Annotated in this window: 14 protein-coding genes; 6 read left to right on the plus strand and 8 right to left on the minus strand. The window is 44.2% G+C overall.

Annotation, left to right across the window (positions count from 1 at the left end):
- The first annotated feature begins 94 nt into the window (after window positions 1-94).
- Window positions 95-466, plus strand: coding sequence for a VOC family protein (locus tag GWR56_RS03125; RefSeq protein ID WP_162429711.1), 372 nt, complete (start codon window positions 95-97; stop codon window positions 464-466).
- A 180-nt stretch (window positions 467-646) separates the two neighbouring features.
- Here GWR56_RS03125 and GWR56_RS03130 read toward each other — a convergent pair whose 3' ends face one another.
- Together GWR56_RS03130 and GWR56_RS03135 are read right to left on the minus strand one after the other, a co-directional pair.
- On the minus strand, window positions 647-1,339 hold the full coding sequence (locus GWR56_RS03130) for a response regulator transcription factor (RefSeq protein ID WP_162429712.1): 693 nt from the start codon (window positions 1,337-1,339) through the stop codon (window positions 647-649).
- 116 nt (window positions 1,340-1,455) lie between these two features.
- Complete coding sequence (locus tag GWR56_RS03135; protein ID WP_162429713.1) at window positions 1,456-3,282, minus strand: sensor histidine kinase KdpD; 1,827 nt, start codon at window positions 3,280-3,282, stop codon at window positions 1,456-1,458.
- 133 nt (window positions 3,283-3,415) lie between these two features.
- Between GWR56_RS03135 and GWR56_RS03140 the strand changes: the two genes are divergently transcribed.
- Window positions 3,416-4,303 (plus strand): T9SS type A sorting domain-containing protein, encoded by an 888-nt coding sequence (locus GWR56_RS03140; protein ID WP_162429714.1) that lies wholly within the window; start codon window positions 3,416-3,418, stop codon window positions 4,301-4,303.
- 110 nt (window positions 4,304-4,413) lie between these two features.
- On the opposite strand, the gene GWR56_RS03145 is transcribed toward GWR56_RS03140, so the two are convergent.
- Entirely contained in the window at window positions 4,414-4,776 is a 363-nt protein-coding gene (locus tag GWR56_RS03145; RefSeq protein WP_162429715.1) for a DUF3127 domain-containing protein, read from the minus strand.
- A gap of 84 nt (window positions 4,777-4,860) precedes the next feature.
- Between GWR56_RS03145 and GWR56_RS03150 the strand changes: the two genes are divergently transcribed.
- Both GWR56_RS03150 and GWR56_RS03155 read left to right on the plus strand, forming a co-directional pair.
- Window positions 4,861-6,036, plus strand: coding sequence for a class I SAM-dependent RNA methyltransferase (locus tag GWR56_RS03150; RefSeq protein WP_162429716.1), 1,176 nt, complete (start codon window positions 4,861-4,863; stop codon window positions 6,034-6,036).
- Window positions 6,033-6,524 (plus strand): hypothetical protein, encoded by a 492-nt coding sequence (locus GWR56_RS03155; protein WP_162429717.1) that lies wholly within the window; start codon window positions 6,033-6,035, stop codon window positions 6,522-6,524. Before GWR56_RS03150 ends, GWR56_RS03155 begins: the two co-directional genes overlap by 4 nt.
- 68 nt (window positions 6,525-6,592) lie before the next feature.
- On the opposite strand, the gene GWR56_RS03160 is transcribed toward GWR56_RS03155, so the two are convergent.
- Window positions 6,593-8,491 carry a VWA domain-containing protein gene (locus tag GWR56_RS03160; RefSeq protein WP_162429718.1) on the minus strand — a complete coding sequence of 633 codons (1,899 nt, stop codon included), beginning with the start codon at window positions 8,489-8,491 and terminating at the stop codon, window positions 6,593-6,595.
- An 82-nt stretch (window positions 8,492-8,573) separates the two neighbouring features.
- Here GWR56_RS03160 and GWR56_RS03165 point away from each other — a divergent pair, with 82 nt between their 5' ends.
- Window positions 8,574-9,143, plus strand: coding sequence for an RNA polymerase sigma factor (locus GWR56_RS03165; RefSeq protein ID WP_162429719.1), 570 nt, complete (start codon window positions 8,574-8,576; stop codon window positions 9,141-9,143).
- Window positions 9,136-10,443 (plus strand): carboxypeptidase-like regulatory domain-containing protein, encoded by a 1,308-nt coding sequence (locus GWR56_RS03170; protein WP_162429720.1) that lies wholly within the window; start codon window positions 9,136-9,138, stop codon window positions 10,441-10,443. Before GWR56_RS03165 ends, GWR56_RS03170 begins: the two co-directional genes overlap by 8 nt.
- 53 nt (window positions 10,444-10,496) lie before the next feature.
- On the opposite strand, the gene GWR56_RS03175 is transcribed toward GWR56_RS03170, so the two are convergent.
- Genes GWR56_RS03175 through GWR56_RS03190 form a run of 4 tightly spaced genes read right to left on the minus strand, consistent with a single transcriptional unit; the run spans window position 10,497 to window position 14,049 of the window.
- A complete protein-coding gene (locus tag GWR56_RS03175; protein WP_162429721.1) occupies window positions 10,497-11,219 on the minus strand; it encodes a DUF4197 domain-containing protein in 723 nt (240 codons plus the stop codon).
- Between the two features lie 38 nt (window positions 11,220-11,257).
- Window positions 11,258-12,265: an inorganic phosphate transporter gene (locus tag GWR56_RS03180; RefSeq protein WP_162429722.1), complete on the minus strand. Its 1,008-nt coding sequence runs from the start codon at window positions 12,263-12,265 to the stop codon at window positions 11,258-11,260.
- Window positions 12,266-12,285: 20 nt separating this feature from the next.
- Entirely contained in the window at window positions 12,286-12,936 is a 651-nt protein-coding gene (locus tag GWR56_RS03185) for a DUF47 domain-containing protein (protein WP_162429723.1), read from the minus strand.
- Window positions 12,937-12,984: 48 nt separating this feature from the next.
- Entirely contained in the window at window positions 12,985-14,049 is a 1,065-nt protein-coding gene (locus GWR56_RS03190; protein ID WP_162429724.1) for a cell wall metabolism sensor histidine kinase WalK, read from the minus strand.
- Between the last annotated feature and the right edge of the window lie 11 nt (window positions 14,050-14,060).

Consider the following 14,060-nt stretch of genomic DNA (forward strand, 5'->3'; position numbering starts at 1 on the left):
ACTTATTTAATTACCCCGTTATTTTTGCAGTGCAGATTTAACAAAGTTGTTACAAGCAATAATTATATTTGAATTGAACATTTGAAAGATCATCATGCTAAAAGCCGCCATACCCATATTGGCCTCGTTAAACGAGGAAGCCCGCATAAAATTCTACACCGAAAAGTTGGGCTTTACCTTTCATAACAGCTGGGATGGTTACCTGATATTTAGCCGCGATGGGGTAAACATCCACCTGTGGCCATGTAAAGACCCCGAAATACCCAAAGCCACCGGCTGCTATGTAAACGTAACCGAAGTAGATAAGCTATACGCCGGGTATAAAGCACATGGCATCATCCATCCTAATGGCGACCTGCAGGATATGCCCTGGGAAATGCGCCAGTTCAGCATCCTGGATAATGATGGTAACATTATCCATTTTGGAGAGGATATACCCAACGGAGAAGATGATCAGGTAACGTGAGTTGGGTACGCTATTCAATTATGATACCACTGAATCTCTTGCATTAATTAAGGTTAACCTATTTTAGGAAGATAATTTCATAACCACTTAATTATCAGTTTATTATAAAATAAAAATAACAAATTGTGTTAACCATGTTAACCATGTAAACAAATACCCAGGCGGGCAACCTCCCGTTAATTAATTGATGAGCAGCTTGTAACCCCTGCCATGAACGTTGATAATCTCTACCGACGGGTCATCCTTTAAGTACTTGCGTATCTTGCTTAAAAAAACATCCATACTGCGGCCGTTAAAGTAATTGTCATCGTGCCAGATGTTCAGCAGGGCCTCTTCGCGGGTAAGCACCTCGTTTTTTTTGATGCACAGCAGGCGCAGCAATTCGGCTTCTTTTGTAGAGAGTTTTTGCAGGGCGGTACCCCGGGTTATCAATTGCGATGTATAATCAAAATCGTAGCTGCCCAGCTTAAATTGTGAGGGTTTGTCGTCGCCTTTTTTCTCGGTAACGTCCGCCCTTTTCAATAAGGCGTTTATGCGCAGCAAAAGCTCTTCTATGCGGAACGGCTTGGTGATATAATCGTCGCCGCCAAGGTTAAAGGCCTGCGTTTTATCTTCTATCATGGCCTTGGCCGTGGCAAATATAATGGGCACAGTGGGGTTTATCTTCCTTATCTCTTTACCCAATGTAAAGCCATCCTTCTTTGGCATCATCACATCCAGTATCAGCAGGTCAAACTGGTCCCTGGTAAAAGCGCGCAGGCCTTCGTCGCCATCTTTGCACAGCACTACGTCAAACTTTCCTTTCAGCTGCAGGTAATCCTGCAACAACAAGCCAAGGTTGGGGTCATCTTCAACAAGTAATATTTTTTTCATAATGTTTAGTCCGAAAGTCCGATAAGCCCGGAAATCGGCGAGATTTTAAGTTTTACTTATGCGGTCGCTTCTTTCTCTTTCGGATTTCCCGACCGCGGACTTTCCGACTTCCAGACCTAAGCCACCGGAAATTTTAATTCAAACTCCGATCCTTTGTCCTTTTCAGACCGTACGCTTATAGTGCCCTCTAAACGTTTAACAATGGTATTTACGTAGCTAAGCCCCAGCCCAAAGCCTTTTACATCGTGCAAGTTGCCCGTGGGGATGCGATAAAACTGCTCAAATATTTTTGCCTGCTGATCGCGACTCATGCCTATGCCTTTATCGGCAACGCGTATTATTACATGCCCGTTCCTGTTTAACGTAGTAATTGCAATTTCTGGTGCGCCGGCGCTGTATTTAATGGCATTATCTATCAGGTTAAACATTACGTTGCTAAAGTGCAGTTCATCGGCAATAATAACCGGTTTATCGGCCTCCAGGTTTAATGTGGTAACCGCGTTGCATTTTTGCATTTTTAGCGCCATGCTATCCAGCGCTATGGTAATCATTTCATTTACATCCAACGGCTTTTTATCCAGCTTAAAGTCGTTACGCTCTATACGGGCAATGTTCAATACCCGTTCTATGTGGCTGCCAAGGCGCACATTTTCTTCATAAATAACGTTTGCAAGGCGTGTAACACGGGTTTTATCTTCGGCAATCTCCTTATCTCTTAAAGCTTCGCTGGCTATCATGATGGTTGATACCGGGGTTTTAAACTCGTGAGTCATGTTGTTGATAAAATCTATCTTCATCTCAGATATCTTTTTTTGCCTGAGGATAGAGAAGATGGTATAGCCAAAACAAAATATCAGTACAAATAACAAGGCCCCGGTTGTACCCATGGTAGCCGTCATGTTACTTAAAATGAACGAGCTTTTTTGCGGGAAAGAAATTTTTATCTTACCCGGGTCGTTGATCAGTTCATCGCTGAATATGGCTTTCTGATAGGTATTGGCAGCAACAAATTCGGGCTTAACACCTTTTGTATCCATAGCGCTCGCAAAAATGAGCGAATCGCTGTTGGCCGTACTCACCTCATAGCTAAAGGGCAAAAATATGCCCCGGTTATGCAGCTCGAACCTTAGCAGCGAATCTATCCAAAAACTATTTAAGCGTTTATCCAGCGGCTCGTTAGATTTCCGGTACTCTTCGGCAAGGTTCTCTATCACGTTAGGCTTTTTTGCATTGGCCGGTGCGTTCTCTAACGAGTCGGTTTCCAGCATTTTCTTTACCTGCTGAAACTGCCGTTCTTTTTGAATACGCTCCTGCTCCCTTACCCAATCGGGGTTAAGCTTTGGCACCGATATCATTTGGGGTCCAAATTGCGGATCTATATAAGTGTATCTAAGCGTATCGTACTTGTGCGGTTTTTGGTTAACTTTCCGTGGTGGCGTTTTTACGATCTCGGGCACGAACCTAAAATGTACCTCGCCAAATTCATCGGTATATTGCCCAATGCGAATACGCAGGTTAACCAGGCCCTGCTGCATTAACCCGGTCAGGTCATCGTCCATTTTTTTGTGCAATATCATGCGCTTCAGGCTGTCGCGCAGCATAGCCAGCTTCCGTTCGCGCTTGCTTTGCTTCTTTTTAAGTACCAGCGAGTCGCCTATGATACTTTTACTGCCATTGATGCTTATTTCGCTTCTTTTATCAATAGTTTCTGCACGCTTTAACGCGTAATTATGGGTTTGCTGGGTTTTAGCATTCAAAAAGTTAATGGCATCCTGTTTGGCAACTTTTGCTACCACATTGCTTAATGCCTCGTTAACCGACCGGTTAAAAAGCTCGGATTGCATTTGGTACGATTGCCGCAAAAAATACAATTGCATAACAATAACACCCAAAAGTGCAAACCCCATTAAACCTATTATAAGCGCTATGCTTCTTCTTTTCATGCCAACAACAAAAATATTTTAAATTACCCACACGCTATTGCTTTTAACAATTTTTAACAATTTACCATCAGCCTTTTAACGTATTGATTAAGAAGAGTTTCTAAATTTGTGCGTTAACCTTAGATCAATAGCGATGAAGAAGATCATAAAACCCGGCTTTGAGTTCATTTTCTCGGTTGCTTTAGTGGCCATAATTGGCCTGCCGCCCCTGGTACTCGGCCAAACGCAAAAAAGCACCGAGATACGAATTGTTAACGGCGATACTACCATAAACGGTAAGGATATCAAAAAGCTATCGGCACAGGAACGAAAGGATGCCCTTGCCGAAATAAACAATTTACCGGCTCCGCCTTTATTTAACAACAATAGTGTTGTAACAAACCGCACGATAACCATAGAGCGCGAAACTACCGGCGACGGAAAAAATAACCATATCACTATTGAACGCAACATGGACAACGATAACGAGATTGTTGCTGGTTTAGGTAAGGATAGCGCGCGTAAAGACGTTAGGTTACGCCTTAAAAAGCTGCGGGGCAATGATAGCTCCCAGGCATTTACCTATCGCTTTGATAAGGATTTGCCCCCTATGAGAATAGAACCGTTTAATTTTGATTTTCCGCGCCGCAGGCCGGGGTTTGAATTTAACGGCCGCAATACACAAAGCTTTAGTTATGACAATACCGATGCTGACGGCATAAGCACCCATGTAAGCTATCGTGTAACGGAGGCGCCGAAAGAAAAACTGAAAGCTATGGGTTTAATAAAACCTTTGCTGACTGTAACCGATATCAATATCGCTTACGAATTTAGCACGGGCAAAACGGTATTAGCTTTCAATTTGCCCGCAAAAACCGTGGCAGCTATTAAACTTACCGACAGCAAGGGCACTATAATATGGGCGGATAAGAGCAGCACCGGTAGTTTCAGCAAAAAGTTTAACCTGCCGGTAAACGGCGTTTATTACCTGCAGGTACAGCAAGGCGCAAACGTTGCTGTAAAAAGGGTAGTTAAGGAATAGTTAGCGGTTACCGATTTGCAGCTTGCACAAAAAAGCCCTTCTAAAATAACTTAGAAGGGCTTTTATATTTTTTTGGGCCCGCTTACTGCAAACTAAAAACCGCCAGCGAATTAAAACGGCAGATCGTCATCGTCCGGGGTTGAGCTGATATCAGCTGGTGCCGCGTATTCAGGTGCAGAGGCAGAGCCTGCGCCGCCTAATACGTTGATCTTCCATAACTGCAGCGAGTTGAAGTACGTTTTTTTACCGGTTTTATCGGTCCACGGGCGACCCCTTAAATTAAAGAACACTTCTATATCATCGCCAACCTTCACATTATCTAATAAATTGCACCGATCTTGTATGGCTTCAAACTTTAAATACTCGGGATATTGTGGGTTCTCGATATATTCAAGTATCAATTCTCTCTTCTTTAACGACTCGGTAACCTGTTGGGTTGCCGACACTTCATGTACCTTACCTTTAACTTCCATAATTTCAGAAAATGTTTAAAATGTAAAGTTAATAGTATGAAATTAAATAGCGGCGTATTTAATTCATAAATTCGCAAAATAATTATGCAAGTTTTCCACACTGAGAGTAAGATCATTATCACCTGCAACAAAAGGCTGTCGCCATATTTACAGCAGGAAGTTGAAGCATTAGGCTTTAAACCAACACGCGTTTTTGCAACCGGCATTGAGTTGCTGGGCACTGTTAACGATACCATAGCGCTAAACCTTAACCTGCGCTGCGCAAGCCAGGTGCTTTACCTGCTAAAAAGTTTTGAAGCTGCCGACCCTAAACAACTTTACGATGAACTGGTACAGATAGAATGGGAAAACCTGATCGATTTTTCGGGCTACTTTTCGGTAACATCCAACGTAAATAATAAACATATATTAACACCGTTGTTTGCCAACGTAAAAGTAAAAGATGCCATTGTAGACAGGATAAAGGAGAAAAAAGGCATCAGGCCAAACTCGGGCGCCGACCAAAATAAAACGGTGATCAGCCTTTACTGGCAGGATGATAAGGCCGACATCTATATAGATACATCAGGCGAAACGCTGGCTAAACACAGCTACCGTAAAATACCGGGTAAGGCCCCTATGCTGGAAGCGCTTGCCGCATCAACCATTATGGCCACCAACTGGGACAGGAACAGTACTTTTATCAACCCTATGTGTGGCTCGGGCACGCTTGCAATTGAAGCGGCTTTGCTGGCTACTAATAAACATCCCGGCCTGTTCCGTATGAATTACGGTTTTATGCATATTATGGGCTACGATGAGCAGGAGTTTTTTACCGAGCGCCGTAAATTAAAGGATAAGGCGAAAAAGGCGGTCGACTTTAAGATCGTCGCTACGGATATTTCTGAAGATGCCGTTGATATTGCCCGTAAAAATGCAAATACGGCGGGTGTAGAACATTTGATAGAATTTTACGTTTGTGATTTTGAAGATACCGAAGTGCCCGCCGAACCGGGTATTGTGATGTTTAACCCCGAGTATGGCGAGCGTTTAGGCGTACATACCAAACTGGAAATAACTTACAAACGTATAGGCGATTTCCTGAAAAAGAAATGTTTAGGCTACCGCGGTTATGTTTTTACCGGCAACCCCGACCTGGCTAAGAAAATAGGTTTAAGGGCAGCCCGCAAAATTGAATTTTACAATGGCAAGCTTGATTGCCGCTTATTTGAATACGAGCTGTACGAAGGCAGCAAACGAGAACCAAAAGAAACAGAATGAAAAAACTGATCGTAATTGCACTATTATTATCTTCTTTTTACGTAAAAGCACAGGAGGAACTGGCGTTCCCGTTTCAGGGAGGGGTGCCGGTAATGAACCGATTTTTTAAGGATAGCCTGGTTGTTAGCCCCGATATCATCGCTAAAAAGGCCGCCGGCGTAGCAGTCATAAAATTTACAGCCGATGTAAACGGTAACCTTTCAAAACTGGTAATTTATTATGCCGATGATTACCTGTTAACCGTCCCGGCAGTAGCGGCCTTAAAAAAGTCGACTAAAAAATGGATAATACCCAATAAAGAGAAGTTTCATGATTTTATTATCCCTTTTTCTATCAACTTTAACAACCCTGCATCAGGTGTTGCGGATGTGCAAAAAGCGGCTTACGATTTTTACAAAGCCCGCAGGCCAATCGTAGCTACCGACCAGATACCGTTAAACTCGGCTACACTGCTGCCAACTGTGGTGGTAAAGTACGATATACAGTAAAAAGATCACCCTCTTTACCGGAAAAGGCCTGTCGAAATAATGATTCGACAGGCCTTTTAATTTGTGGCTTATTCTTCCTCGTTTACTTTTGCAAGCGCAGCACTTTTACTGAGTAGCCGGGCACTCTCTGCCAGGCGAATAAATTCGGCCCGGTAGCCTTCCGTATCCTCGCCTTTACCGGCGCGTGCTGCGGCGATAGCATGGGCATAACTGGCTTTTTGTTTAAATTTTGAATCGCGCAGCAGCATACCCACCTCGGCTACTGCCGAGGCAAATTTAAAGTCGACAGAAGTTGAGTTAAAACCTACCGGCTTATCGTAAACAATGGCCTGACTCAGCTTACTTACCGATGAAACCGGCTCTTTATACCTGAATTTTATGGTCATCATCTCTGCTGATGGGTTTAAGTCTGCCTTGCTTTCTTTAACCTTTTGATATTTCAGCGGGTCTACGCTCACCATATAATCGTCTTTGATGCGGGCAGGCACTATCTCGTAAAACGCGGTAACCGTGTGGCCGCTGCCCATGTCGCCGGCATCCTTTTTATCGTTATTAAAATCCTCTTTGTTTAAAATGCGGTTTTCGTAACCCAGCAGGCGGTATGCCTGTACTTTGGCGGGGTTAAACTCTATCTGCAGCTTTACATCCTTGGCAACAGTAAATAAGGTACCGCCAAATTCAGTTACCAGTGTTTTACGGGCTTCGGTGATGTTATCAATGTAAGCATAGTTTCCGTTGCCCTTGTCGGCAAGGGTTTCCATTTTACTATCCTTATAGTTGCCCATGCCATAACCCAAAACCGATAGAAACACCCCGCTCTCCCGCTTCCGTTCAATTAATTTCTCCATATCATCGTCGCTGGATGCGCCTACGTTAAAGTCGCCGTCAGTAGCCAGTATAATGCGGTTGTTCCCTGTTTTAACAAAGTTCTCGGCGGCAATTTTATAGGCCAGCTTTATGCCCTCGCCGCCCGCGGTTGAGCCGCCCGCACTAAGGTTATCAATTGCGTTTTTAATGGTTTCCTTCTTATCACCGGGGGTTGATGGCAGCACTACGCCTGCGGCACCGGCATAAACCACCAAGGCAACCTTATCCTGCGGGCGTAGTTGGTCTACCAGCATTTTTAACGATGACTGTACCAACGGCAGCTTATTGGGGCTATCCATTGAGCCCGATACATCTATCAGGAAAACGAGGTTTGAGGCAGGCAGGTTGTTTGTAGGGATTGTTTTAGCCTTTAAGCCTATACGCAGCAAACGGTGACTGGTATTCCACGGTGCCGATGAAAGTTCGGTATGTATAGCAACCGGGCCGCCGTCTGTCGGGCCGGCAAGGTTATAGTTAAAATAATTGATCATTTCTTCTATGCGCACCGCGTCGGCCGGTGGCAGCTGGCCATTATTGATAAACCGCCTTACGTTGCTGTACGAAGCGGCATCCACATCAACAGAGAAAGTTGAAAGAGGCGTAGAAGCCGCGTTGGTGAATGCATTGTCGGTAATGCCTTTATAGCTCTCACTGCTCTGGATCGGGGCCGGGGCATAATAGGCGTGACTTTTATCTGCCTGGGCAGAAACCCTGAGGCCGGCCACCCGGCCGTTTAAGCTGGCTACGCTCCCAACTGCATTTTTCTTGTTTTTAGCATTGTATGCAAGCACAACCACTTCGTTAAGAGAAGTTTGACTTGGCTGCATGATCACGTCAATTCTGGTGCGCTGATCCACTTTCACTTCCTGTGTTTGATATCCTACAAATGAAAACTTCAGCGTAACGCCACCATTAGGGATATTTAATTTATAATGACCTTTAGCGTCGGTTAATGTGCCGATCGGTATTCCTTTTATTGCAACAGCAAGGCCCACTATGGGCTTTTTATCATCAGCACCTGTAACGGTTCCTGTAACAATTTGATTCGCCTTGCCTGTAAAGCCAGCAAACAACATAATAAGTAATAATAGCTTTTTCATATTCGGTTGGTTTTTATTACAGGATGCAGCAGAGATAAGATTTCCATAAGCGGTTTAAAAAAATTATTTTGCAACCCTCTTGATGAATTTTTTTACCAAGCCAGTTAAACCAGAAGATACCGCAGACGATGAGCTGTTAGCAAGCTACCGGGCAACCCGCGACCTAAAGGTTCTGGGCACGCTGTACGGGCGTTATATGCCGCTGGTTTATGGCGTGGCGTTAAAGTATCTGAAAGATGAGGAGCCGGCCCAGGACGCGGTAATGAGCATATTTGAAGAGCTGGCACAAAAGGTGCATCAGCACGATATAAAACAGTTCAGGGCATGGTTATACGTGCTAAGCCGCAACCATTGCCTGATGCAGCTGCGCGCGGGTAAAAAATTAGAGACCGTTGACTTGGATGAGTTTATGGAATTTACGCCCGTTTTGCATCCTGATGATGATAACCGCGAAGAAGCCATGCAGGCTTTGGAACGTTGTTTGGACAAACTAACATCGGCACAAAAACAAAGCGTAAAATTATTTTACCTTGAAGAGAAATGTTATAAAGAAGTGGCCGACGAAACCGGCTTTACCATGAACGAAGTAAAAAGCTATATACAAAACGGGAAGCGCAACCTTAAGATTTGCCTGGAGAAGAACAGTGGATAACAAACGGGCCAACATATCGCAAATACAGAAGTACCTTAACGGGGAGCTTGATGCCCGCGCCATGCATAAACTGGAACGCGAGGCGCAGGACGATCCGTTTTTAATGGATGCGCTGGAAGGATATGGCAATACAAAAAATAAACAGCACCAAACCCTTAATGCCCTGCAACAGCGTTTGGAGGAGCGTACAGCCCCTAAAGTAGGGCGCATATTGCCATGGACTGTAACTGCCATTGCAGCAAGCCTTATTGGCTTTGCGATAGTGGTAGGATTATTATACAAACGCAATAATACAACCCTGGCGCCAAAAGTAGCCATAACAGCGCCTGCAAACAATATTGTGCCTGTTGATACTACGCCGGTTGTGATAGATAAAAAAGCCGTGCATGGTATTATAAAAGCTGGTGAACAAGCTATAGCCTACCAAAAACGTAAATCCGCCGTTATAAATGAAAGAGCGGCGGCAAACCGGGCGAAGGCGGAATCTGCTGCGACACGCGAAATTGCAATAGCACAAAACGATGCTTTTAAGGCAGCCCCCCCTGTTACACCCCTGGAAGAGATGGTTGCGTCGGACATGGTGGCCGATAAAAAGCAGGACACTGTTTTAGGCGGCGGTTATGTGGCCATCAATAAAAATCCATCGGCTTTAACTCCGTTAAAAAGTAAGGCCGACGGCGCGGATATTACGGTTAGGCCGGGTAAACGTACAGATAATAACCCGGCTGCTTTAGCGAGTGCGGGCTTACCCTTAAACCTGGTATCGGGTGTGGTGTTAAACCGCGTGGATGGCTCTCCGCTTCCGGGCGTATCTGTACAGGTTGTAGGCAAACCCCAGGGCACTTTAACTGATGCCAATGGAAAGTTTACCCTGCCCAATATTAAAAAAGATGAGAGCCTTAAGTTTGGCTCGGTTGGCTTTAACAGTAAAACGCTGAATGTTAAAAACAACGACAGCTTGAAGGTTGAATTAGATCAAAGCGCCCACACTTTAAGCGAAGTAGTAGTTGTAAAAACAATTAAAAGGAAACTGCCGCGAGCCCACCCGCAAAACGGCTGGGAAAACTTCAGAATGTATTTAAAAGATAACGCTACGCTGCCCAACAGCGAAGAGGGTGTAGTTACCCTGCAGCTTACGGTAAACCCAAATGGCAGCATAGGCGACATCAAAGTGATAAAGAGCCTGAACGAAGTAGCTGATAAACAAGCTGTTTCCCTGATACAACAAGGCCCCGCATGGGTTGGCAATATTAACGGTAAAACCGAAGATGTGAAGGTGAAGGTGGAGTTTCATAAATAGCGATGGGTTTTATCAGCGATGGGTATAAACCCATCGCTATTTACATTTTGCAGTTACTTCTTATTTTTATCGTAGTAACCAAATACCTTTTGCAGCAGCGGCGTGGTACGTGCGCTCAGGTTTTGGCGGATGTTAAGCTCTTCTTTAGCTATCTCTACAAACAAGCCGTCAATAGCCTTTTGTGTAACATAATCGCTTATATCAGGGTTTATCTTGCTTACAAGGGGTATTTTATTGTAAGCGCTGGCGGCTTCGGTATAATACTTTGTAGCGCCTACTTTGTTAAGGCTGTTTTGTATAACAGGTTTAAACTTGGCAGAAAGCTGTAAGGTGGTGGTACGTTTGAAATATTGCGTGGCGGCATCCCGGCTGCCTAACAAAATGTTGGTTACATCTGTTAAGGTCATTTGTTTAATGGCGTTAACAAAAATGGGCTTTGCCTGCACCGCGGCATCTTCGGCAGCACGGTTAAGGGATAATATAACGTTGTCGGCCAGTTTGCCAAGGCCTATGCTGCGCAAGGTTTGTTCAACCTTTTGCGCTTCGGGCGGGAACAATATCTTTATAGCGGCATTACCAAAAAAGCCATTTACAGCCGATAGCTGGTCAGAACTTTTACCGGTACCTATTTCAAGTGCCTGTTTTAAGCCGTTGTTAATTTCGAATGTTGTAGGGGTGCCGTACTGTTGTATGGTAGTTTGCGCCACCTGGTTGAGCGTATCGCAGCTGCTTAATAAAATAAAAAGGAAAGGGATAAGTAAAAATGCTTTTTTCATGGAAATGAGTAAGCAAATTTACTGCCATAAATATGTTGCTACCAATGCCTTACCACCAAAAATACAAGCCCGGCAATAAGTGCCGAAATTGGTATGGTAATTATCCAGGCCCAAACTAGGTTTATAGTAACCCCCCAGCGCACAGCCGATACCCTTTTTGTTAAACCCACCCCGATGATAGACCCGGTAATAGTATGGGTAGTTGATACAGGGATACCAAAACGCTCGGTAATAAACAGGGTAACTGCGCCGGCAGATTCGGCTGCAACGCCTTCTAAAGGTGTGATCTTGGTGATCTTCGATCCCATCGTTTTAACGATCTTCCATCCGCCAGACATGGTACCCAATGATATGGCGCTGTAACATGCCAAAGGTATCCACTCGGGCATTGGGGCGCTGTTATTAATAACCTTTGCGGCAATAAGCGCCACGTATAAAATACCCATTACTTTTTGAGCGTCGTTTGTACCGTGTGCAAAGCTTAGCGCAGCGGCCGATACCAGCTGCAGGCGCTTAAACCAGCGCTCGGCCGTTGCGGGTTTTGCCCTTTTGCAAATGTGCAGTATCAGTATGGTAATAAAATAAGCTATAAACAAACCGATGAACGGCGCAAGTACGATGTATGCTATAATTGTTAAGATGTAATGCGAGTTTACCGCCGCAAAGCCATGGGCACCCATAAAAAACGAGTTGGTTATACCTGCACCGGCAAAGCCCCCGATAAGTGTATGCGAAGAGCTTGACGGGATGCCAAACCACCAGGTTACTAAATTCCAGGTAATGGCAGCAATAAGCCCGGCCAATATTACATGCATGGTTATAAATTCCTCGTGCACAATTTTGGCAACGGTATTAGCCACCTTATGGTCTTTAATAAAAAAATAGGCGGCAAAGTTGAAAACTGCGGCTAACAGAACAGCCTGGAAAGGCGTTAGCACTTTGGTTGAAACGATGGTAGCTATAGAGTTAGCCGCATCATGAAAGCCGTTGGTATAATCAAATATGAGCGCCAGGGCAACTACAGCAACAAGTAAGGTGGTAACCATCTAAATAATGTAATTTATGCTTAGGCGTTTTTAATTAAAATAGATTCCATTACGTTAGCGGCATCTTCGCACATATCGGTAGCTGTTTCAAGGGCTGCCAATATCTCTTTATATTTTATCAACCTTATTGCATCCGTTTCATAAAGAAAAAGATCGGCAACGGCACGGTCGAAAACGTAGTCGGCCTGGTTTTCCACACTGTTTATACGGATGCATGAATCGGCAATAGCTCGTACGTTCCTTAGGTCTTTTAATTCGCGTACCGCTTTTTCAAGGTCTGTTCCGGCTTGCAGTATCAACTCGCATAATTTGCGCACGTGCTCGTTAAAATCGTCTATCTTGTAAAGCAGCATGCGGTTGGCAGCGCCATGTATATAGTCGGCTATATCGTCAATAGCGGTAGCTAAAGCATGTATATCTTCACGGTCAAAAGGGGTAATAAAATTCTTGCCCAGTTCAAGGTATATTTGGTGAGTAAGCTCGTCACCCCTGTTTTCAAGCTTGTCTATCTGCCTGAAAAGTTCCTCACGGGTGGCTACGTTAGCCGAGTTCACAGCCTCAACCAAAATTGTTGCCATGCTTACAACATTGCTTGCAGCCTGCTCAAACAGCGGGAAAAAGGTTTTCTTATCTTTAGGAACAAAATACTGGAATATACTGTTAAGTGACATTTTGCATTTAAATTTCGGTAAAGGTAAGGTTGCAATGTTAAGTTAATGTTAACTTTTCAATACAGGGATATTGGGAAAAGGAAGTGAGGGGCGCGCTATTTGCAAGGTAAAACCAAAAGTCGACCCCATCCCCTCGGTGCTGCGTACGTTAATGGTTTGCTGGTGGGCCTCGATGATATGCTTTACAATAGCCAGCCCCAGCCCCGAACCGCCAATTTGCCTTGAACGGCTGGTATCTGTACGGAAAAAGCGCTCAAATAGCCTCGGAAGGAATTTTTCTTCGATACCAATACCATCGTCGGTAACTTCAATCAGTACCTGTTCATGCAGCGTAAAAATGCTAACCGAAGTACTGCCTCCATCTTTGCCATATTTAAACGAATTATCGATAAGGTTTACCAGTACTTGCCTGATCTTTTCACGGTCGGCATTAACAAAAATGCCTTCATCGTATTTTTGTTTAAACATTAGCTTAATATTGTGCTGCCTGCTCTTCAGCTCCATCGATTCAAAAACCTCTTTAATCAGGTCGTTTATTTTAAATTTGGTATAGTTGATCGGTATCTCGCCCGATTCCAGCTTTGATATCTCGTCCAGATCGGTGATCAGGTAGCTCAACCTGTCAACATTCTTCGATGCCTTTTCCAGGAACTGCGCAGCCAGTTCTTTATCTTCCAGGCCGTCATCCTGCAAAGCTTCAATGTAACCTTGTATGGCAAAAAGAGGTGTTTTAAACTCGTGCGAGATATTTGATAAAAAATCCCGGCGAAATCTTTCCTGCTTTTTCAGCTCGTCTATCTCTGTTTTTTTTTGCCGCGCCCATTCCTGCACCTCGTGTTCAACATCATTAATAGGGTCGGCGCTTACATGTTCCCCAAGGGCGTCCCTAAGATCGCGCCCGAGTTTTAGATTATGTATCAGTTTATAAATAAGCTTTATTTTTGAGTAGATGTATTTCTCGGTGAGATAATAAAAAACAAGGTAGCTGGTAATAAACGACACCAGGAAGGTTATCATCATATCGTACCACTTATGCTGAAAGTAGTAGTTTACCGCCGATAAGGTTATGGCAACCGCGGCAGCGTTTATGAGTATCAATACGCGCAATTTCATAGTATAAAGTT

The organism is Mucilaginibacter sp. 14171R-50, assembly GCF_010093045.1.
In the GTDB taxonomy this organism is placed as follows: domain Bacteria; phylum Bacteroidota; class Bacteroidia; order Sphingobacteriales; family Sphingobacteriaceae; genus Mucilaginibacter.